The following is a 21606-nucleotide window of genomic DNA, read 5'->3' as shown; positions in this document are numbered from 1 at the left end:
GATCAATTGAAGAGTGGAGGAACGTTTATGGTTTCAGTTAACGATTTTAAAACAGGACTCACCATTGAAACAGACGGCGATATCTGGACAGTTGTCGAATTCCAGCACGTAAAGCCTGGAAAAGGAGCAGCATTTGTCCGCTCTAAGCTTCGCAGTCTGCGTACGGGTAACATTCAGGAAAAAACTTTTCGCGCTGGGGAAAAAGTAAATAATGCGCATATCGAGCGCCGGAAAATGCAGTATTTGTATGCGAGCGGTGACGTGCATACATTTATGGACATGGAAACGTTTGATCAGATGGAGCTGACGAGCGATCAGCTGAAGTATGAATTAAACTTTCTGAAAGAAAACATGGAAGTATCCATCACGAGCTACGGTACAGAAACACTTGGCGTAGAGGTGCCTAACATGGTGGAGCTCGAAGTCAAAGAAACAGACCCGAGCATTAAAGGAAACACCCAGTCCGGAGGATCGAAGCCCGCAGTGGTGGAGACCGGCTATCGTCTGCAGGTTCCTATTTTCATTGAAGAAGGCGAGCGGATTGTCGTCGATACAAGGACCGGCGCATACTCCTCCCGTGCCTAAAAACAAACGGCCTGCCATTGGGGAGGCCGTTTTTTCTTGAACAATACACGCAGGCGGCTCCGGACCGATGAAATTGCAGAATCACCGTGATATAATGGAAGGGAATTTTGAGCGGTAATACGGAAAGAGAGGCTATTATATGGAATGGAATGATTTAACGGAAGGCGCAAAAGCGGTACTCGAACAGACCCGCAACATGAAAAGCGATCAAATACAGATCGTGGAATTTGAAATAGGGTTTGAGCACCAGTACGGAGAACCCGGCCATGAATATACGGTATCCATTCAGGAAGAGGATTACCAAAGCATTAAACAATTTGCTGAAGAAAACGAGTATGGGGAAAAGTATCATATGGCGCGGAACAAGGATATTGTTAAATTGATTCTGCTTGAAAAAGGAAAAATACCTGATAACCTTTCTGAATATCCCGTGTTCCGCCAGTATAAATATGAGTACGTACAAAAGCAGAAAGAAGCGGAAGAAAAAGAAAAAGCAGAAGCAGAGGCGGAGCAGGACGAATAAAATCATGCTGCATAGAAAGCGGGGAGCGCTGTGAGTGAATACACGCTGCTTACGATAGGTGAAGAAAAAGAAAGCCTGGGAAATATTGAAATCGCCCGGGACGTGATTGAAGTAGTGGCAAGCATTGCCGCGCTCGAAGTCGAAGGGGTATACGACCTGCAGGGCAGCATCGCAGATGACGTGGCAGAGCGTTTCGGCCGGAAATCATACGGCAAAGGCGTGAAGGTGGACCTGGCCGAAAGCGGCGCAGTGGTGACGATCAGCATGCTGATTCACTACGGAAGCTCTGTGCCCGTCACGGCTAAGCAGGTACAGGAAAACATTCAGCAGACCGTACGGGGGATGACAGATATTCACATCGATGCGGTGAACGTACACATTATCGGGCTGCAGTTCCCTGAAGAAGAGCAGCCGTTACAGGAACAGGAAAAATGACCAGGGAGGGCTGTCCCGCAACCGCTTTTCGGGGTAGCCGTCCTTCTTTCATTTACGAATACGGCTCCGGGTACATAGGAGAAAAGGAGAACACGAAATGAATCGACGTTTAGCCAGACTTCGGTCCGTGCAGGCACTGTACCAGATGGATATTACAGATGTTGATGCAGACCAGGCAATAAAAAATTCCATGCTCGAGGATGAAGAAGCAGATGAATTTCTGATTTCTGTGGTGCATGGCGTATGGGAACAACTTGTAGAGATTGATGAACGGCTCGTAGATCAGCTTGAACACTGGACGCTTGAACGGGTTGGGAACGTGGACCGGGCTATTTTGAGAGAATGCGTCTATGAGATGCTGTATGTGCCTGATGTTCCGCTGCACGTCAGCGTCAATGAAGCTATTGAACTTGCCAAAGCATTCGGTGGTGTAGAGGCAGGGAAATTTGTCAACGGTGTGTTGTCGAATATTTTAAGCGATTGTGAGCGTGAAGGGAGAGAGAGCGAATGAGTGCCCAACTGATCAGCGGCAAAGAAGTAGCAGCTTCTTTGCGTGAAGAAATCAAGCAGGAGATCGCCTCCTGGAAGAATGGAGAGCAAATACCGGGACTTGCCGTAGTTTTAGTAGGAGATAATCCGGCTTCAAGATCGTACGTCAAAGGAAAGCAGAAGGCGTCTAAAGAAGTCGGCATCCATTCAGAATTAAAAGAACTGCCGGAATCGGTTACTGAAGAAGAACTTCTGCAGATTGTAAAAGATTATAACGACAATGAAGATATTCACGGAATTCTGGTGCAGCTGCCGCTGCCGGATCACATTTCGGATAAAAAAGTAATTGAAACCATTTCACCGGTTAAAGATGTAGATGGGTTTCATCCCATTAATATCGGCCGGATGATGACTGGTCAGGAAGCGTTTCTCCCATGTACTCCGTACGGCATTATTAAAATGCTTGAATACGTCGGCGTTTCAATTGAAGGCAAACACGCCGTGATTCTCGGACGAAGCAACATTGTCGGTAAACCGATGGGGCAGCTGCTTTTGAATAAAAATGCTACTGTTACCCACTGCCACTCGCGCACGAAAGACCTGGAGTCCTACATGCAGTCGGCAGATATTTTGATCGCGGCTATTGGCCGGCAGGAATTCGTAAAAGGAAAAGATGTTAAGCCGGGAGCCGTTGTGATAGATGTCGGGATGAATCGCAAGGATGACGGCAAGCTGTGCGGAGATGTTGATTTTGAAGAAGTGAGCGAAAAAGCCTCGTACCTCACGCCGGTGCCGGGAGGCGTCGGTCCGATGACGATTACAATGCTCCTCTACAACACGCTGCAGTCCGCTAAACGCTTTCACCGGCAGGAGGCGTGACGTCATGCAGTCACCTGCAGATAAATGGCTCTCCGTTTCTCAGCTGACTGGGGCCATCAAGCGTTCTATCGAACAGAACCCGGGGCTGCAGAAAGTATGGCTCCGCGGAGAAATCTCGAACTTTAAAAAGCACAGCAGGGGCCATATGTATTTCACCCTGAAGGACGAGCAGGCGAGAATATCGGCAGTTATGTTTGCCGGGAAAAACAAAAACCTCTCTTTTATTCCGGAAAACGGCATGAAGGTGCTAGTAACAGGCAGCGTCTCTGTGTATGAGCCTTTCGGTCAGTACCAGATGTATGTGAACGCGATGGAGCCGGATGGTATCGGACAGCTGTACGTTCGCTTTGAACAGCTGAAAAAACAGCTGGAGGCAGAAGGGCTGTTTGCACTGGAACATAAGCGTGCCCTCCCACCCATCCCAAGACATATTATCGTAATCACGTCGCCGACCGGCGCAGCCATACGGGACATTGTATCCACCCTGAAGCGTCGTTTCCCCCCGGCGAAGATCACATTGTTCCCAGTGCTGGTGCAGGGGGAACAGGCCCCGGGATCGATTACCCGGGCTCTTGAGAGAGTCGAAAAAATGACCAGCGCAGATGTAGTCATCGTTGGACGCGGAGGCGGCTCTATCGAAGACTTGTGGGCGTTTAATGAAGAAATGGTCGCACGGGCGATCCGAAACGTAAGCGTGCCGGTTATTTCTGCTGTAGGACACGAAACGGATGTTACGATTGCCGACTTTACTGCGGATGTGCGGGCAGCGACGCCGACAGCGGCTGCCGAGATAGCTGTTCCGATGATCAGCGAACTCGAAGAAAAAGTCCGGCAGATCCAGAACCGCCTGCACCGGCAGATGAATTATAAAATACAGGAGCAGCGCACACGGCTTGCCAAGCTCCGTCGTTCGTATGCATTTAAATACCCGGCCCGGCTGTTTGAGCAAAAAGAACAGGATCTTGACCGGATGATGGAACGGCTCGAAAAGCAGGCGCTGCAGACAGTGAAAACAAGCAGGCAGAAGCTTGAAGAAACAGAAAAGCGGCTTATGCGCCAGCACCCTGAGCGCTTAATCGAACTTGAACGCGAAAGGATGTACGAGAAGCGGGCCCGGCTGCAAAAAGCGATGAACCAGCAGGTGGAGCGGAAAAAAGCCACTTTTGCAAAATCGCTGCAGGCACTTGAACTGCTGAACCCGCTGGCTATTTTGCAGCGCGGGTACAATGTTGCCTACGATGAAAATGATAAGGTGCTGTCTTCGATTGCCCAGGCAGACGAAGGCAGCAGCCTGCGAATGTATATGACGGATGGGTATCTGCAATGTGAAGTTAAAGAAAAAGGGGAAGACGGCTTTGAGGCGCTTTCCCGTCCGGAAAAGGAGCGGTAATCTTGGCAGAACAGGAACAATCATTTGAACAGGCGATGGAAAAGCTCGAGCAGATCGTAGAACGGCTTGAGGAAGGTGAAGTGCCTTTAGAAAAAGCGATCACGATGTACCAGGAGGGGATGACGCTTTCCAACAAGTGCCACGAAAAGCTGCAGAAGGTTGAAAAACAGATGGACGAAATTGTGGATGAGAACGGAGAGGTAACGCCGCTTGAAAACGAGGAACCGGGCGAATGAGTGGGGACCTCCAACATTTCTTTGATACATACCGGCCGTCTGTCGACCGAGCTCTGACTGAACGGGTACGTGCATTAAAAACGCCGGAAACGCTGAAAGAAGCGATGATGTATTCTCTCGAAGCAGGAGGGAAACGTGTGCGGCCCCTGCTTTCACTGGCTGTGCTTCAATGCTACCGCCCAGTGGAAGAAGAGGATCTTCCGGCCGCGTCTGCCGTAGAGCTGATCCATACGTATTCGCTCGTCCATGATGATCTGCCGTCGATGGACGATGATGACTGGCGCCGGGGACAGCCGACGAATCATAAAAAATTCGGGGAAGCCGCTGCCATCTTAGCCGGAGATGCCCTGCAGACAACAGCATTCTCCTGGATTGTGGAAGCGGACCGGCCGGCTTCTGCCGATGCCAGGCTGCAGCTGGTACAGGAGCTGGCGGAGGCTTCCGGAAGCGAAGGCATGGTCGGCGGTCAGATGGCCGACCTCGAAGGGGAGAAGCAGTCCCTTACCCTTGAGGAGCTCGAATACATTCATCATCACAAAACGGGCGATCTGCTGACCTATGCCGCGGTCTCCGGATCGTTAATAGCAGAAGCTGCCGACGAAGATGTGGAAAACTGGCGTGCGTTTGGCCGGGAACTAGGTCTCGTTTTTCAAATCAAGGATGACATTCTGGATGTGGAAGGATCTCTCGAGGAAATGGGAAAGTCCTCCGGAAGCGATGAAACGAAAGAAAAAAGCACGTATCCAAAACTGCTGACGCTTGAAGGGGCAAAAGAGAAACTTGCCCATCACATTGAACAGGCAGAAAAGGTGCTTGGACGCATGACGGTAGATACGTCTCTTTTAACAGCGTTTCTCCAATATATTGGGCAGCGCAACCACTAAAACAGAACGAATTAGTTTTCAGGACAGACAAACCATGCTAAAATAATTTTGAAAAGTTGAATGGTGCAGTATCCTAGTCGGTTCTCCATTTTCGAAGGCGGGCCTAAAAATCCGCTGAAGGGCACATCGATGAAGTTCCTGGCGTCGGCTTGCGGCGCCCAGCCCTGGGTCGGTGCTGGGAGTTAAGGCGTAAGGGCGATCCACAATGGCATGTGGGCGCGAACCCTTTCGCCGTGGAGGCTGCGGTAATGCATCCGGGTCATCCTGGAAGACGGATACCGTCCCGGACGCATGCCGCGGTAAGACCTGTTGCAAAGGCCAAGGGAAGGCCTTTCAACAGCGTAGCCTGCCTTGAGTGGAACAGTGGGGAGGTTGTTCAATTGGTATCATACCGGTCGGCCAACTGGTATGGGACCCAACAACTGAAACTTGTTCTGCAAAAGAGGATAAGAAAGTGGCACGGAACTGCCGGGGAAAACTCCTAGGCTGTTTGACGCACGTCCGGAGTGGATTGCAGTGTGGTCTGAGTGGTAATTCAGTCGAACTGCCGGTGACGGCGTTCACCAGGCATTAAAGGGAAACCACCGATTCGGCGACGAATTGGCTGCCTGGTGGGAAATCCTACTGGACCTAAGCCACAAGGTTTACGCTCCGGGCGACCATTCAACTTTATACATAAGTAGTTGAAGAAGCGCTGGGAGGCGCTTTTTTCTTTTACGTGAGTATCTGGCGGTAAAGAAAGGAAAAAGCTTGAATATATGTTATTCAGGGTATAAACAATCAGGCCAAGGCATAAAATGATATTAAAAGAACGAGATGTACGTTATGATAAAAACAAAGAATTTGGTGATAAGTGAACATGAATAGTTTATGGAAAAAATCGCTCCGGTGGAGTACGTTAATTGGGTTTGTCACCCTGATTCTTGCAGCAATCTTCTCAGTAGTCTCGACAGCAGTGCTTTCAGGAGTTGGCTGGGCGATTGGCATGGTAGTCGTGCTGATCATCGTATTTACCGGTGTCATCTTTGACGTGATCGGCGTAGCTGCCACAGCGGCAAAGCCACGGCCGTTCAATGCAATGGCCGCTAAAAAAGTTCCCGGGGCTTCCCACAGTGTATTTATTCAGCGGAACGCCGACAGAGTCGCAAACTTCTGTGCCGACGTGATTGGCGATATCAGCGGAGTTGTAAGTGGGACGGCCAGTTCGGCAGTTGTCGTGCAGCTGGGTATGACCATTGGCACAAATAACAGCTCCAACGGCCAGCTGATTCTGAGCACTATATTTACAGCGGTCGTGGCAGCGCTCACAGTCAGCGGGAAAGCACTTGGAAAAACACTTGCAATTACGTATGCGAACAATATTGTTTTTCAGGTAGGAAGAATCTTGTATTTCATTGAAAATAAGTTAAAGATTAAGCTGATTCCAAAGAAAAGAAGATGGAAATCATCGACAGAAAAACATAGCAGGTAGGGGGATTTAAATGAACCTGGAAACTATCCAAGACCCTGGATTCATGAAGCAGTACAACGATAAAGAACTAAAGGCACTGGGTGAAGATATACGGGCTTTCCTGATTGAAAAATTATCCGTTACCGGCGGCCATCTCGGTCCCAATCTCGGAGTAGTGGAATTAACGCTCACCCTGCATCAGCTGTACAATACGCCAAAAGACAAACTCATCTGGGACGTTGGGCACCAGTCCTACGTGCACAAAATCTTAACCGGGCGGGCGGATCGCTTTGACTCGCTGCGCCAGTACCAGGGGCTTTGCGGTTTTCCTAAACGCTCAGAAAGTGAACATGATGTGTGGGAGACCGGCCACAGCTCGACGTCGCTGTCTGCGGCAGAAGGAATGGCGCTTGCGAATCAGTTGAAGGGCGAAGATGCCAAAGTAGCAGCTATCATCGGTGACGGAGCCCTTACCGGCGGCATGGCCCTCGAAGCACTTAATCATATCGGTCATGAACAGACGGACGTTACTATTATTCTGAACGACAATGAGATGTCGATTTCTCCGAATGTAGGGGCACTTCACAGCATGCTCGGCCGCATTCGCACAGCCGGTACTTACCGCAGAACGAAAGAAGACGTCGACCATATGCTGCGCAGAATTCCTGCGTTCGGGTCGAAGCTTGCTTCCTATGCCGACCGGATGAAAGACAGCATGAAGCAGATGGTTCTGTCCGGCATGTTTTTTGAAGAGCTTGGTTTTACGTATCTCGGTCCGGTGGATGGCCATGATCTCGATGACCTGCACGCCAATATTAAATATGCCAGAGATACTAACGGACCGGTGATTGTGCACGTACTGTCCAAAAAAGGCAAAGGCTACACACCGGCGGAAAATGATGCCAAAGGGACCTGGCACGGACTTGGGCCATATAAGATTGAATCCGGTGAAGTGATCAAAAAGCCGGCAGCCGCACCCGCCTACAGCGCCGTATTCAGCAACACCCTGCAAAAAATAGCGGAAATGGATCCGCGTCTTGTTGCCGTGACCGCTGCTATGTCCGGAGGTACAAAGCTCGACACGTTCGCGGATAAATTCCCGGATCGCATGTTTGACGTAGGTATCGCTGAACAGCATGCCACGACGATGTCAGGTGCGCTTGCCACGCAGGGAATGAAGCCGGTATTCGGGGTGTACTCCACGTTTTTGCAGCGGGGCTACGACCAGCTTGTGCATGACGTCTGCCGCCAGAATCTGAATGTGCTCTTTGGGATCGACCGTGCAGGCCTGGTCGGCGCTGACGGTGAAACGCACCAGGGCGTGTTTGATATTGCTTACCTGCGGCACCTTCCGAACATGAAAATTCTGATGCCAAAGGATGAAAATGAACTGCAGCACATGCTGTATTCGGCTTTTCATAATGACGACGGTCCGACAGCCGTGCGCTATCCACGCGGTAACGGGCTCGGAGTGGAAATGGACGAAGAGTTTCAAATGATTCCATATGGCAAATGGGAAATCGTCCGTGAAGGCACGGACTGTACGATCCTCTCGTTTGGAACAATGCTTCCAATCGTAGAGGAGGCAGCTGCCGTATTAAGCGGACAGGGCACTAGTGTACGTATCGTTAATGCCCGTTCAGCCAAGCCGCTTGACGACGAAATGCTCGAAGAATTAGCTGAAGAAGGCAAACCGGTGCTGACAGTGGAAGAAGCAGCATTGAAGGGAAGCTTCGGAAGCGCAGTGCTTGAATATATGGCCGACCATGAGCATGACTCGCTTCCAATCCGCCGGATGGGCATTGCCGACTACTATGTAGAACATGGCAGTGTGCCGGAGCTTTATGAAGAATTGGGCCTCACTCCAGAGAAAGTAGCGGAAAAAGTGACGGCGATGACCAGTAAAGAAAGAACAAATGTCCGAGGATGAATAAAGAACGGATTGATACGCTGGTAGTGCAGAAGGGGCTGTTTGATTCCCGGGAAAAAGCCAAACGGGCAATTATGGCAGGCCTTGTACTGGCAGATGATGAAGTGGTGGACAAACCCGGTGCAAAAATCAGTGATGAGGCAGCTTTACGTCTGAAGGGGAAGCAGATGCCCTACGTCAGCCGGGGCGGATTAAAACTGGAAAAAGCCATTCAAACGTTTCAACTGGAGCTGCAGGATGCCGTGGTACTCGATGTCGGGGCTTCCACCGGGGGATTCACTGATTGTGCGCTGCAAAACGGCGCTTCTATAGTGTATGCTTTGGATGTCGGCTACAATCAGCTCGCCTGGAAGCTGCGCCAGGCCCCCCGGGTAGAGGTAATGGAAAGAGTGAATTTCAGGTACCTCGATAAAAGTCAGCTGACCCGGGGGCTGCCCGGGCTGTTGATCGCTGACGTATCCTTTATTTCTCTGGAAAAGCTTTTCCCTGTGATGCCGCAGGTGCTGGCCCCAGGCGCCGGCTTTTGTGTGCTGATCAAGCCGCAGTTTGAAGCGGGACGGGAGAAGGTTGGCAGAAAAGGAATCGTCAGGGACCCATCGGTGCACAGGGAAGTACTTATAAAAACAATCCAGGCAGCCGAAAGCTTCGGTTTAGTGCCGGAAGCACTCGATTTTTCGCCGATTACCGGGGGTGATGGCAATATTGAATACCTGCTGTATGGTAAGGTATTAAGCGATAAGCCGTCTCATCTTGGTGAAGAGCGAATAGAAGCTGTAGTCCAGGAAGCGCACGATTCATTCAAGAAAAAACTGGAACCTTCGTAAACGCCGATCCCCGTCGGCGTTTTTTATTTTGACTATTATTTTGAAGGAATTTCTAAATCATGGCATGCTATTTACTCATAAACTTGTATAATTATAATGAAATAGTTATGATGAAAGTAGTTTTGCACAGGAGGTTTCGGGATGAATAAGGGACAGAGGCACATAAAAATCAGGGAATTAATTTCAAATACAGATATAGAAACGCAGGATGATTTAGTAGCGAGACTCCGGGGAGACGGATACAACGTAACCCAGGCGACAGTGTCGCGGGATATTAAAGAGCTTCACCTTGTAAAGGTGCCGATGATTGATGGCAGATACAAGTACAGCCTGCCTGCCGATCAGCGCTTCAATCCCATGCAGAAATTAAAACGGGCACTCGTGGACAGCTTTGTCGGCATTGATCATTCGGAGAATTTAATTGTTATGAAAACACTGCCGGGCAACGCCAATGCTGTAGGTGCCCTTATTGATAATCTGGACTGGGAAAATATCATGGGAACCATTTGCGGTGATGACACAATTCTCATTATCTGTAAGCAGAAGGAACATTCGCCGGAGATTGTAAACCGATTTTTAGAAATGCTTTAACGCTAATTGGAAATGGGGTACAGAAATGCTTGAAGAAATTTCCATCAAGAATTTTGCCATTATCGAGGAGTTAACCGTTTCATTTGAAAATGGATTAACAGTATTAAGCGGTGAAACGGGTGCCGGGAAATCCATCATTATTGATGCGATCGGCCTGCTTATCGGTGGAAGGGGATCGGCTGAATATGTACGCCACGGAGAGAAACGGGCGGAAATGGAAGGACTGTTCCGCCTGGAGGATAACCATCCCGCAGTTGAAAAATTAGAAGCCGCCGGCATTGATATTGAAGACGATATGGTCGTTCTGCGCCGGGATATCACGCATCAGGGCAAGAGCATCTGCCGGATCAATGGCAAGTTGGTGACGCTTGCTGTATTGAGGGAAACCGGTCACAGTCTCGTAGATATTCACGGCCAGCATGAACACCAGGACCTGATGCATGCTGAGCGTCATCAGCAGATGCTTGACCGGTTTGGGAAAACAGAGCTTGAAGAAGCTCTCGAAGATTATCAAAAGCGCTACTACCGTTTTGGACAGCTTCAGTCAAAATTAAAGCAGCTGAAGGAAAGCGATCAGGAAACGGCAAACCGGCTGGATTTTATTCAATATCAGCTTCAGGAAATTGAAGCCGCGGGTCTGCAGCCGGGAGAAGACGAAGATCTGGAAAAGGAACGTCACATTCTGGCCAACAGCGAAAAGCTGTTCGAGGCAATCCGAGGGGCCTATGACCATCTGTACGGCGAAGGGAAGGCCCTGGACTGGGCAGGTATGGCAGTATCGAACGTGGAAGAAGCCACAGAAATCGATACAGATCTCAGAGAGCTTTCCGAATCAATCAGCTCGGCTTATTACATGATGGAAGAGGCAACGTTTACGCTCCGGGATAAAGCTGATTCTATGGCGTTTGATCCTGAGAGATTAAACGAAGTGGAGAACCGGCTCGATGAGTTGAATAAGCTGAAAAGAAAATACGGAGATTCCGTTGAAGAAATTTTAGTGTATGCCTCCAAAATCGAAGAGGAAATCGATTCACTCGCCAATAAAGAAGAGCGAATCGCCGAATATGAGCAGGCGCTTTCCCAGGCAGCAGAAGAGCTGATTGCCGAAGCGAAAACATTAACCGATCTTCGCCGCCAGGCCGGGCATTCGCTTGCCGGCAGTGTGCAGCGGGAGCTTCAGGCGCTGTACATGGAGAAGGCTACAATGGAAGTGCAGATCTCACCTCTCAGCCGGGGGAAAACCTATCAGACACCTGAAGGGGAAACGTGGGTATTTAATGAAAAGGGAGCGGACAAGATTGAGTTCCTTATTTCAGCCAACGCCGGTGAGCCGTTAAAGCCGCTCGCAAAAGTAGCTTCCGGCGGGGAAATTTCCAGGATCATGCTGGCATTGAAAACGATCCTTTCCGGCTTCCAGCACGTTACTTCCCTGATTTTTGATGAGGTTGATACGGGCGTAAGCGGCCGGGTCGCCCAGGCTATTGCGGAAAAAATCCACCTGGTCTCCAGAGGTTCCCAGGTGCTTTGCATCACCCATCTGCCGCAGGTTGCTGCGATGGCAGACAGTCATTTGTATATTCAAAAAGAAGAAAAAGAGGAAAGAGTCCAAACGATCGTCACCCCGTTAACGGCAGATTATAAGATCGATGAAATCGCCCGGATGATTTCGGGAGTAGAAGTGACGGCCCTGACAAGAGAAAATGCGACTGAACTGTTAGAAATGGCCGAGAAAGCCAAAAGTAATGTGTAGCCCCAATAGAATATGTCCACCTGAAAAAGACAACTGCCGAAGTTGTCTTTTTCTATGCGACACGCTATGGTAAAATAATGTCGAGAGGGAAATGGAGCGTGGCAAAGCCTGCGGCAAAAGGAGAGGGAAGAAATGATAAGGGTCGTGGTGGCCGACGATAACAAAGAACTTGTCGAAGTATTAATTGAACATATAGAAGAACAGGAAGACATGAAAATAGCAGGCACGGCCCATAACGGGGAAGAGGCGCTCGAGGTGGTGGAACAGGAGCAGCCGGAAGTCTTACTCCTTGATATTATTATGCCGCACCGGGACGGGCTTTCTGTATTAACGGCATTGAAAAATAAACATAATGTTAACACGAAAGTTATTATGTTAACTGCATTCGGCCAGGAGGATGTAACAAAAAAAGCGGTGGAGCTCGGGGCTGCCTATTACGTTTTAAAGCCCTTTGATATGGAGGCGCTGATGGCAAATATCCGGGATGTGCACAGAGAAAGCCTGAATTCCCAGGTGCTGACTGAAGAGATGCCGGAAAAAGCTGTTGGCCGTCAATCGCTGGAAGAGCGTATTAAAGACATTATTCAATATGTCGGCATTCCTTCACATATTAAAGGCTATGTATATATGCAGGAAGCAGTGAAGCTCGTGGTGGAGGATATGCAGATGATTAACGCAGTCACCAAGCAGCTGTATCCTGAAATTGCCCGGAAATTTCAGACGACGCCAAGCCGTGTCGAACGGGCGTTAAGGCATGCTATTGTTGTAGCATGGGACCGCGGCCATACGCAGGCGATTTCCGATCTGTTCGGCTGGAGCCAGGACGGGACTTTACCCTATAAGCCTTCAAACAGTGAATTTATCGCGATAGTAGCCGATCGGCTGCGCACAGAGCAGATATAAATATGAATTTACACAAAAAGGAGAACGAAAAATGGAATTGTTTGAACGTATGGAGCTGCACGATTATGAGCAGGTAGTGGTCTGCCAGGACCGGAACTCAGGGCTAAAAGCAATTATTGCCATACATGATACGACACTCGGCCCGGCTTTGGGGGGCACAAGAATGTGGACGTACGAGAACGAAGAAGCAGCGTTTGAGGATGTGCTTCGCCTCGCCAAGGGGATGACATACAAAAATGCAGCAGCCGGCCTGAATCTCGGTGGAGGAAAAGCTGTGATTATAGGAGATGCGCGTACAGATAAGAATGAAGAAATGTTTCGTGCTTTCGGTCGTTACATTGAGGGCCTTGCTGGACGCTACATTACGGCAGAGGATGTTGGCACGACAGAAAATGACATGGATATTATCCACGAAGAAACGAACTTTGTGACCGGTATTTCGCTGTCAGCTGCTTCCGGATCGAGCGGGAATCCTTCACCTGTCACCGCCCGGGGCGTGTATCAGGGCATGAAAGCAGCGGCAAAGGAAGCCTTTGGTACCGATGACCTTGCCGGCAGAACGATTGCGGTCCAGGGCGTGGGGCACGTATCGTTTGAAATGTGCAGATTTCTTCATGAAGAAGGAGCCTCATTAATTGTAACGGATATTCGGGAAGCTTCAGTGGAGCGTGCCGTTCACGCCTACGGAGCAGAAACGGTGGCGCCGGAAGAAATTTATGATGTGCCTTGCGATATTTTCAGCCCGTGTGCACTTGGAGGCGGGTTGAATGTCCATACCATTCCCCGTCTGCAGGCAAAAGTCATAGCGGGAGCAGCGAATAATCAGCTGCAGACAGAAGAAGACGGCATCCGTTTAGAGGAGCGGGGCATCGTCTATGCACCGGATTACATTATCAATGCAGGCGGCGTGATCAACATCGCTGATGAACTCTACGGGTACGACCGCGAGCGGGCCCTGAAGAAAGTCGACGGTATTTACGATAATATTGTCCGTGTATTTGAAATTGCGAGACGTGACGGAATCCCATCGTTCCAGGCCGCAAACCGGCTGGCCGAAGAGCGCATTGAATCCATCAAGCGTTCAAGGAAACAGTTTCTGCCCCACTCACGGCATATTTTAACGAACCGGTAAAAAGCAGCCTGAGCGCTGCTTTTTTATTTAGGCACCGGATTCTGTTTTACGGCGGATCGAAGGGATGTGCTATAATAATCTCCAAATGTCAAAACTTCTCTTCATCAGATCTATTTTCGTGCTATGATGAAACGGAAAAATCCATTAAAATAAAGTAGAGATAAATGAATAAAATCCCGGGTGAAGGCCCGCAGGAGGAATTTTTATGGCTAAAGAATATGACCTGGTCATATTAGGAGCTGGTACCGGCGGATATGTGGCCGCTGTGCATGCAGCAAAAAGAGGATTATCGACGGCGGTGGTAGAAGCTCGTGACATCGGAGGCACCTGTCTGCACCGTGGATGTATTCCAAGCAAATCGTATTTAAAAAGCGCAGAAGTATACAAAATGGTGCAGGAAAGTCTGGCCTACGGCGTAGAAGCAGACAATGTGAGCCTGCAGTTCGGAAAGGTTCGCGAAAAAAAGAATCAGACGGTACAACAATTACATAAAGGGGTCCAGCATCTGCTGGCAAGGCACCAGGTGGATGTATATTACGGACACGGGCGCATCCTCGGGGCTTCCATTTTTTCTCCTACGGCAAGCACTATTTCAGTGGAAACAGAAACCGAAGGAGAAAATATTATGCTGCAGCCCAAACAGATTATGCTCGCCACCGGCTCCCGCCCGGCGACTGTTCCAGGGCTCGATATTGACGGTGAATATATTGTCTCTTCCGAAGAGCTGCTTGAAGCAGAAAAACTGCCTTCGTCGATCGTTATTGTCGGAGGAGGAGTGATCGGAGTGGAATGGGCTTCAATGCTTCAGGATTTCGGTGTGGAGGTCCAGATGGTGGAGCTCGGCGACCGCGTGCTTCCGATGATGGACCACGCCGTTTCGAAAGAGGCGGAAAAACGCCTGAAACGAAAAGGCGTCCGCATTTATACAAATACACAGCTTGACCCTTCTTCACTTACGAAAAACGGGGAAATAGCGGTCCATACAACGTCCGGAGAGGCACTGGCAGCTGAGAAAATGCTCGTCGCTGTAGGAAGAACCGGCAATACAGGGGATTTGGGGCTCCACAACACAGAAGTTGAAGTCCAGAACAGCTTCATCCAGACGTCCGGCATGTACCAAACGAAGGAATCGCATATGTACGCTATCGGCGACGTCATCGGCGGCATGCAGCTTGCCCACGTGGCTTCACGTGAAGGCATCATCGCTGTAGAGCATATGCTTGGAAGTCACCCGGAGCCTCTTGACTATAAAGACGTTCCTTCGTGCGTCTACTCGGATCCGGAAATGGCTTCGGTAGGCTGGACAGAGCGTGAAGCCACAGACGCCGGCCTGGATATCAAAACAAGCACCGTTCCTTTTCAGGCGATAGGCAAGGCCCTGGTGGAAAACGATCCGGAAGGGTTTATGAAAATGATTGTGGATAAAAACACTGAAGACGTGCTCGGCGTTCACATTGTCGGAAAAAAAGCGACCGAATTGATTAACGAAGGAGCGCTTGCTGTGTATATGAATGCCTCACATCTTGAAATACAAGGGGCTGTGCATGCGCATCCAACATTGGCGGAAATTTATGCTGAAGGTGCCCTGGCTGTAGACGGAAAAGCTATTCACCACGGGTGAAATAACGAGGAGGAACGAATATGATTCAGGAATACAGTACTCACCGGGAAGTAGGTTTAAGCGACGAAGAAGCGCTCACAATGTATGAAATTATGCTGCAGGCGAGACGTCTTGATGAACGGATGTGGCTGCTGAACCGTGCCGGCAAAATTTCGTTTGTTGTCTCCTGCCAGGGTCAGGAAGCGGCGCAGGCAGCTGCAGCTATGGCGCTTGACCGCGATAAGGACTACCTGCTGCCGTATTACCGGGATTTTGGTCTCGTAATGGCATTCGGGATGACAGCGAAGGATTTAATGCTTGCGGCTTTTGCCAAGCAGGGGGACCCAAACTCTGAATCCAGGCAGATGCCGGGCCATTTCGGCCAGCGGAAAAACCGTATTGTGACCCAGTCCTCTCCGGTAACCACCCAGATTCCCCATGCTGCCGGTTTTGGACTTGCAGCTAAAATGAAGAACAAGGATTTCGTTACGATGGTCACGTTTGGCGAGGGCTCCTCCAATCAGGGAGACTTTCATGAAGGCATGAACTTTGCCGGTGTTCATGATCTTCCAGTCGTTTTTTTCTGTGAAAACAACAAATACGCCATTAGCGTGCCTCTCAGCAAACAGCTCGCCTGCGAGCACGTTGCTGACCGTGCACAGGGTTACGGCATGCCGGGAGTAACTGTGGAGGGTACGCGGCCGTTTGAAGTGTATCAGGCCATGAAAGAAGCGGTGGACCGGGCAAGGGAGGGTAAAGGCCCCAGCCTTGTTGAAGCGCTGGTGGCCAGACTTACACCTCATTCAAGCGATGATAACGATAAACTGTACCGGAGCGTCGAAGAAATGGATGAAGAAAAGCAGACCGACGCGGTTGTAGCTTTTGCAGATTACCTGCGGACCGAAGGGATACTTACCGAGGAAAAAGAGCAGGCGATGGAGCAGCGTATCCGTGAAGAAGTGGATACCGCCACGGATGCTGCAGAAGCCGCGGAATACCCGGCTGTAGAAACGCTTGGGCAGTATGTTTACGAGGAAGAAGGGAACTAATATGGCAGTCATGTCTTATATTCAGGCAATCAATACAGCGATGAAGGAAGAAATGGCGCGGGATGAGAACGTGTTCGTTTTGGGCGAGGATGTTGGCTTAAAAGGCGGGGTGTTCCGTGCCACCGAAGAACTGCACAGCACGTACGGCGACGAGCGCGTCATCGACACTCCGCTCTCCGAATCAGCGATCGCAGGGGTGGGCATAGGAGCTGCAATGTATGGCCTCCGCCCGGTAGCAGAAATGCAGTTTGCGGACTTTATTATGCCGGCAGTCAACCAGATTGTGTCTGAAGCAGCGAAAATCCGATACCGCTCCAACAACGACTGGTACTGCCCGATTACGATCCGTGCGCCGTTTGGCGGCGGGGTACACGGTGCCCTGTATCATTCGCAGTCAGTGGAGGCGCTGTTTGCAAATACGCCGGGCCTGAAAGTAGTAATTCCGTCCACGCCACATGACGCGAAAGGACTGCTGAAGGCGTCGATCCGGGACAACGATCCGGTGTTATTTTTTGAGCATAAGCGTGCGTACCGGATGCTCAAGGACGAAGTACCGGAAGAGGATTACACTGTCCCGATCGGGAAAGCGGCAGTCAAACGGGAAGGTACGGATGTTACCGTGATTACATACGGACTGTGTGTACATCTGGCCAATCAGGCCGCCGACACACTAGCTGCAGAAGGCATTGATGTGCATCTGGTGGATCTGAGAACCGTCTATCCAGTCGACCGGGAAGCGGTCAAAGAGGCAGCAGCGAAAACAGGAAAGGTGCTGCTTGTCACTGAGGATAACCTTGAAGGAAGCATCATGAGTGAAGTGTCGGCCATCATTTCCGAGCACAATTTGTTTGACCTTGATGCTCCGGTCCGGAGACTGGCAGCTCCCGATGTGCCGGCCATGCCTTACGCTCCGACACTTGAAAAGGAATTTTTAATGAATACAGATAAAATCACGAAAGCGATACGAGATTTGGCGGAATTTTAGGAGGGTATCAAGGATGCGCAAAGAAGTAACAATGCCGCAGCTCGGGGAAAGTGTCACTGAAGGAACGCTATCCCAGTGGCTTGTAAAACCGGGCGATAAAGTAAAAAAATACGACCCCATCGCAGAAGTGCTGTCGGATAAAGTGAGTGCAGAAATCCCCAGCTCTTATACAGGCGAAATCAGCGAGCTTGTCGCTGAAGAAAATGAGACAGTGGCTGTGGGCACGCTGATATGCTATGTGGAGACAGAAGAAGCGCAGCCAGCCATGGCAGAAGAAGCTGCGGAGCCTTCTGTAAAAACGGAACAAACGGTCCCGGCGCAAACAGACGGAGAAGACGAGAAATCGATGAAAAAAAGGTATTCGCCGGTGGTATGGCGGCTCGCCCAGGAAAACGGACTGAACCTTGATGATATCGAGGGCTCCGGCAGACAGGGGCGCATTACGAAAAAAGATGTTGAAAAAGCGATCCGGGAAGGCGCAGAAAAAACCAAACAGGAGGAAGCTGCCCCTTCGCCGTTTCCAATCTATTCAACAAAGCCTTCTGAAAATCAGGAGGAGCGTGAAGGCGACACGATCATTCCGGTAACTGGAGCAAGAAAAGCAATTGCAGACAACATGGTGAAAAGCAAGCAGGAAATCCCCCACGCCTGGACAATGATTGAAGTGGACGTGACGGATTTGGTGGCCTACCGGAACAGTGTGAAGGATGAGTTTAAACAAAAAGAAGGCTTTTCGCTTACGTACCTGCCATTTTTCATGAAAGCTGTTTCCGAATCCCTGCAGCTGTTTCCGAGTCTTAATTCCACCTGGGACGGCGACCGGATTATTCAGCGCAAGGAAGTGAACCTGTCGATGGCTGTAGCCAGCGAGGAAGCTCTGTATGTTCCAGTCATTAAGCGGGCAGACGAAAAAAACATCCGCGGTCTCGCCCGGGATATGCAGTCTCTTGCCACCAAAGTTCGTCAGGGCACCATTAAGGCAGAAGAAATGAGAAGCGGGACGTTCACGGTAAACAACACCGGTTCATTCGGCTCTGTGCAGTCCATGCCGATTATTAATCATCCGCAGGCAGCCATTCTTTCTGTGGAATCGATCGTAAAACGACCGGTAGTTATGCAGGGTGATATGATAGCAATACGCTATATGGTTAACCTGTGTCTTTCCCTGGATCACCGGATTTTAGACGGTCTGCTGTGCGGACGGTTTTTAGCTGATCTAAAGCAGCGGCTTGAAAATTATAAAGGTACGGAAAACATCTAAAAGAGGCTTCCCTGGGAAGTTCTCTTTTTTAACTTATAAAAAAGAATCATTCTTATTTACAAATGGGTTGCCTTGCGCTAAAATCAATGTACATACAAAACGTAATCATTACGATAAAAGAGGTGCAATGATGAAAAAACTATATATTTTAGGGGCGGCTGGGGCGGCCTTTGTTTCTTTAAGCGCTTGCGGTTCGGAGGAGACTCAGGAAGAACAGGGAACCGAAAGTGGGGAAAAGCTTGAAGTGTATACCACACTTTTTGCCTGGGAAGACTTCACAAAACAGATTGGCGGCGAACATGTGAATGTAGAAAACGTCGTCCCGGCAGGGTCGGATGCGCATACATACGACCCAACTCCGCAGACACTTACAAACATTGCGGAGGGCGATGTGTTTGTGATGACCGGAAATGGAATGGAAGGGTTTGCCGATGAAGTGGAAAGCACTATTGGCAACCAGGACGTGCAAATAGCCAAGGTGGCAGAAGCTTCCAGCGGAGGAGAAGCCAATGAGCATGAAGAAGGAGAGTCTGAAGAAGCCCACGATCATGAGGAGGGTGAATCTGAAGAAGAACACGCTGAGCATGCTGAAGAAAGCCAAAGCGGGGAAGAGCACGACCATAGCGGCACAGATCCTCACGTATGGATTGACCCAGTCCAGGCGAAAGAAGCAGCCGGCGAGATAAAAGACCAGCTGGTTGAGGCGGACCCGGATAACGAGCAGACCTATGAAAATAATTATGAAGAACTGGCGGCGGAACTCGATGAATTGGATGAGCGGTTCGAGACCCTTGTGGATGAAAGCAGTAAAAATCAATTTATTGTTTCCCATGCAGCATACGGATATTGGGAAGAACGATACGGGCTGGAAGAAATCGCTGTTAACGGCGTAAACGCCCAGAATGAACCTTCCACGCAGGAAATCAATGATATTATCGATACAGCAGAACAAAATGACCTGAACGCCATTATGGTGGAAGAAAACATCCCGTCTGATACGACAGACGTTCTCCAGGAAGAAATCGGAGCAGAGGTTTATACGCTAAATAACCTCGAATCAGCCAGCGAAGAAGAAATTGCTGATGGCGCGAGCTATGTATCATTGATGAATCAGAATATCGATAACCTTGAAAAAGCACTAAACGAATAACTTTTCAAGCTTCTCACTTGTGATTCCCTGTTCTTATCCGCTACAATATAGGTATTCGGTGAAGGAAAGGAAGGATTTTAATGAATTTTGATTTTTACGTCAATGATATAGTACAAGCTTCCCGAGATGAAATCGAAGAAGCGGGCTACCAGTCTCTTCGTACCCCGGAAGAAGTCGATGAAGTATTGAACAAGGAAGGTACAACACTCGTTATGGTAAACTCTGTATGTGGCTGTGCCGGAGGCATTGCCCGTCCGGCGGCAGCTTACATGACGAATTATGATACGAAGCCGGACCGGCTTGTGACCGTATTCGCAGGCCAGGATAAAGAAGCGACCGAGCAGGCCCGTTCTTACTTCACAGGGTTTCCACCGTCGTCTCCATCGTTTGGTCTTTTAAAAGACGGAGAACTGGTACGCATGGTTGAACGTCATGAAATTGAAGGCCATGAGCCGATTCAGGTTGTTCAAAAACTCGAAGAAGCTTTCGATCAATACTGCACAAAATAAAAAGTGCCCTCCGGGGCGCTTTTTATTTTAAAAAAAGAGCTCCTCCGTGAAGGAGGAACCCAATGGATTTATTTTTCCAAATGATAGATGTTGCCGTCCTGCTCTACAGTGGTATCAACATCCGGAAATACAATTTCGCTCGTTTTCGGCTCAAATTCCTGGGAAGTTTCAAACCCAACCCGAAAGTCATTACTTTTTGTTGAAGGGCCCTCTTCCTTTGTTACACTGTACCATAGTGTTTTTCCGTTAGAAGCTATCGTCGTCTGCGGCTCTCCTACATTAGCTTTAAATGTTACTTCTGCCATATGCTATCCCTCTTTCTTCGTTTAAGATCTATTAAGGGTTCTTCCCTCCATAGCTTTTGATTTAAACGTCAATTGCAAAAATAAGAAAAGACAGGGAAGTGCCTTGACGCTCAGCTTTATATTCATGGTATACTATTTCGGAATACATAAATGAAAAGGGCGGAGACAAATGATTCAGACGCATTATGAAAAAATTCAGGAATACTTAAACATGAACGAAGAGATTTCGTACGACGAGTTCCGGGACTACTACCAAAACGTCATCGACGAACTTGATGCAAACGCATCCGGCTATGAAGAAGAGCAGGTGTGGAAAGCCTTGTTTATTACCGAAAGCATCATGTCCAACGCGGAAGACCGCCAGAAGCGGACGAAAAAGAAGCAGGAGTCCAAGAAGTTCGGAAAGATGCAGGAACGCTCCAGAGTATATTCCCAGCATTTTACTAAAAGGCTTCAGGAAGCAGGCTACAGTGAAGAAGATATCAACGAACAGTTTGAAAAAATGCTCGAAGGGTCTTCCGGGGAAGCGTAATTAAAAAATGGGTTGACTTTCATATTCGTTCATTGGTATAGTATTCATTGTCTTGTTAAAACATATGACAAAAGCGCCTATGGTGAAAGGGATATCACTCGAGATTCCGGTTCTCGCATTCCAGGTTCGAGTCCTGGTAGGCGCACCAATGAATAAATGTGTAAGCAAAGGAGCTGCTCCTTTGCTTTTTTATTTGTTTTTTTGGCAGATACAG

The 21606-nt window shown here is 49.3% G+C and carries 23 protein-coding genes and 1 tRNA gene; 23 read left to right on the top strand and 1 reads right to left on the bottom strand.

Translation table 11 applies throughout. The features are described 5' to 3' along the window. The first annotated feature begins 27 nt into the window (after positions 1 to 27). From efp to BLV22_RS04190, 21 genes are all read left to right on the top strand, one after another. Positions 28 to 585 carry an elongation factor P gene (gene efp / locus BLV22_RS04295; protein ID WP_091611727.1) on the top strand — a complete coding sequence of 186 codons (558 nt, stop codon included), beginning with the start codon at positions 28 to 30 and terminating at the stop codon, positions 583 to 585. Between the two features lie 139 nt (positions 586 to 724). Further along, complete coding sequence (locus tag BLV22_RS04290) at positions 725 to 1108, top strand: hypothetical protein (protein WP_091611725.1); 384 nt, start codon at positions 725 to 727, stop codon at positions 1106 to 1108. Positions 1109 to 1138: 30 nt separating this feature from the next. Next, positions 1139 to 1543 (top strand): Asp23/Gls24 family envelope stress response protein, encoded by a 405-nt coding sequence (locus BLV22_RS04285; protein ID WP_091611722.1) that lies wholly within the window; start codon positions 1139 to 1141, stop codon positions 1541 to 1543. A gap of 97 nt (positions 1544 to 1640) precedes the next feature. Beyond that, the gene (gene nusB, locus BLV22_RS04280; protein ID WP_091611719.1) at positions 1641 to 2054 is read left to right on the top strand and encodes a transcription antitermination factor NusB; all 414 of its coding nucleotides are present in this window, start codon (positions 1641 to 1643) and stop codon (positions 2052 to 2054) included. Continuing rightward, complete coding sequence (gene folD / locus BLV22_RS04275) at positions 2051 to 2911, top strand: bifunctional methylenetetrahydrofolate dehydrogenase/methenyltetrahydrofolate cyclohydrolase FolD (protein WP_091611717.1); 861 nt, start codon at positions 2051 to 2053, stop codon at positions 2909 to 2911. The genes nusB and folD overlap by 4 nt, the downstream gene beginning before the upstream one ends. Before the next feature lie 4 nt (positions 2912 to 2915). Next, entirely contained in the window at positions 2916 to 4301 is a 1386-nt protein-coding gene (gene xseA / locus BLV22_RS04270; RefSeq protein ID WP_091611714.1) for an exodeoxyribonuclease VII large subunit, read from the top strand. After that, positions 4301 to 4537, top strand: coding sequence for an exodeoxyribonuclease VII small subunit (gene xseB, locus BLV22_RS04265; protein ID WP_281241097.1), 237 nt, complete (start codon positions 4301 to 4303; stop codon positions 4535 to 4537). Before xseA ends, xseB begins: the two co-directional genes overlap by 1 nt. Further along, positions 4534 to 5421 (top strand): polyprenyl synthetase family protein, encoded by an 888-nt coding sequence (locus BLV22_RS04260; RefSeq protein WP_091611710.1) that lies wholly within the window; start codon positions 4534 to 4536, stop codon positions 5419 to 5421. The genes xseB and BLV22_RS04260 overlap by 4 nt, the downstream gene beginning before the upstream one ends. 859 nt (positions 5422 to 6280) lie before the next feature. Further along, positions 6281 to 6892, top strand: a complete 612-nt coding sequence (locus BLV22_RS04250) for a hypothetical protein (RefSeq protein WP_091611705.1) — start codon at positions 6281 to 6283, stop codon at positions 6890 to 6892. Positions 6893 to 6902: 10 nt separating this feature from the next. Beyond that, positions 6903 to 8801, top strand: coding sequence for a 1-deoxy-D-xylulose-5-phosphate synthase (gene dxs / locus BLV22_RS04245; protein WP_091611702.1), 1899 nt, complete (start codon positions 6903 to 6905; stop codon positions 8799 to 8801). Then, positions 8798 to 9625 carry a TlyA family RNA methyltransferase gene (locus BLV22_RS04240; protein WP_091611699.1) on the top strand — a complete coding sequence of 276 codons (828 nt, stop codon included), beginning with the start codon at positions 8798 to 8800 and terminating at the stop codon, positions 9623 to 9625. The genes dxs and BLV22_RS04240 overlap by 4 nt, the downstream gene beginning before the upstream one ends. 141 nt (positions 9626 to 9766) lie before the next feature. Further along, positions 9767 to 10216 carry a transcriptional regulator AhrC/ArgR gene (gene ahrC, locus BLV22_RS04235; protein WP_091611696.1) on the top strand — a complete coding sequence of 150 codons (450 nt, stop codon included), beginning with the start codon at positions 9767 to 9769 and terminating at the stop codon, positions 10214 to 10216. A 25-nt stretch (positions 10217 to 10241) separates the two neighbouring features. After that, positions 10242 to 11966, top strand: coding sequence for a DNA repair protein RecN (gene recN, locus BLV22_RS04230; protein ID WP_091611693.1), 1725 nt, complete (start codon positions 10242 to 10244; stop codon positions 11964 to 11966). Positions 11967 to 12098: 132 nt separating this feature from the next. Beyond that, positions 12099 to 12869 carry a sporulation transcription factor Spo0A gene (spo0A, locus tag BLV22_RS04225; protein ID WP_091611691.1) on the top strand — a complete coding sequence of 257 codons (771 nt, stop codon included), beginning with the start codon at positions 12099 to 12101 and terminating at the stop codon, positions 12867 to 12869. A gap of 31 nt (positions 12870 to 12900) precedes the next feature. After that, positions 12901 to 14001 carry a Leu/Phe/Val dehydrogenase gene (locus BLV22_RS04220; protein ID WP_091611688.1) on the top strand — a complete coding sequence of 367 codons (1101 nt, stop codon included), beginning with the start codon at positions 12901 to 12903 and terminating at the stop codon, positions 13999 to 14001. Between the two features lie 205 nt (positions 14002 to 14206). Next, on the top strand, positions 14207 to 15622 hold the full coding sequence (gene lpdA, locus BLV22_RS04215) for a dihydrolipoyl dehydrogenase (protein WP_091611686.1): 1416 nt from the start codon (positions 14207 to 14209) through the stop codon (positions 15620 to 15622). A 20-nt stretch (positions 15623 to 15642) separates the two neighbouring features. Beyond that, positions 15643 to 16650 (top strand): thiamine pyrophosphate-dependent dehydrogenase E1 component subunit alpha, encoded by a 1008-nt coding sequence (locus BLV22_RS04210; RefSeq protein WP_091611683.1) that lies wholly within the window; start codon positions 15643 to 15645, stop codon positions 16648 to 16650. Position 16651: 1 nt separating this feature from the next. After that, positions 16652 to 17635 (top strand): alpha-ketoacid dehydrogenase subunit beta, encoded by a 984-nt coding sequence (locus tag BLV22_RS04205; RefSeq protein ID WP_091611680.1) that lies wholly within the window; start codon positions 16652 to 16654, stop codon positions 17633 to 17635. 13 nt (positions 17636 to 17648) lie between these two features. Beyond that, on the top strand, positions 17649 to 18896 hold the full coding sequence (locus BLV22_RS04200; protein ID WP_091611678.1) for a dihydrolipoamide acetyltransferase family protein: 1248 nt from the start codon (positions 17649 to 17651) through the stop codon (positions 18894 to 18896). A 130-nt stretch (positions 18897 to 19026) separates the two neighbouring features. Continuing rightward, positions 19027 to 20046, top strand: coding sequence for a metal ABC transporter solute-binding protein, Zn/Mn family (locus BLV22_RS04195; RefSeq protein WP_176967640.1), 1020 nt, complete (start codon positions 19027 to 19029; stop codon positions 20044 to 20046). 80 nt (positions 20047 to 20126) lie between these two features. Then, entirely contained in the window at positions 20127 to 20555 is a 429-nt protein-coding gene (locus tag BLV22_RS04190) for a BrxA/BrxB family bacilliredoxin (RefSeq protein WP_022793566.1), read from the top strand. 68 nt (positions 20556 to 20623) lie between these two features. On the opposite strand, the gene BLV22_RS04185 is transcribed toward BLV22_RS04190, so the two are convergent. Then, positions 20624 to 20860 (bottom strand): hypothetical protein, encoded by a 237-nt coding sequence (locus BLV22_RS04185; protein ID WP_022793565.1) that lies wholly within the window; start codon positions 20858 to 20860, stop codon positions 20624 to 20626. Positions 20861 to 21029: 169 nt separating this feature from the next. Here BLV22_RS04185 and BLV22_RS04180 point away from each other — a divergent pair, with 169 nt between their 5' ends. Together BLV22_RS04180 and BLV22_RS04175 are read left to right on the top strand one after the other, a co-directional pair. After that, positions 21030 to 21392 carry a hypothetical protein gene (locus BLV22_RS04180; RefSeq protein ID WP_342706666.1) on the top strand — a complete coding sequence of 121 codons (363 nt, stop codon included), beginning with the start codon at positions 21030 to 21032 and terminating at the stop codon, positions 21390 to 21392. Positions 21393 to 21465: 73 nt separating this feature from the next. Next, positions 21466 to 21540 (top strand) — tRNA-Arg (locus BLV22_RS04175). Positions 21541 to 21606: the final 66 nt, after the last annotated feature.

This window comes from Marinococcus luteus, assembly GCF_900106595.1.
Taxonomy (GTDB): Bacteria; Bacillota; Bacilli; order Bacillales; family Marinococcaceae; genus Marinococcus; species Marinococcus luteus.
The sequence above is the reverse complement of the archived record's forward strand: the minus strand, read 5'-3'. Positions and strand labels throughout refer to the sequence as shown.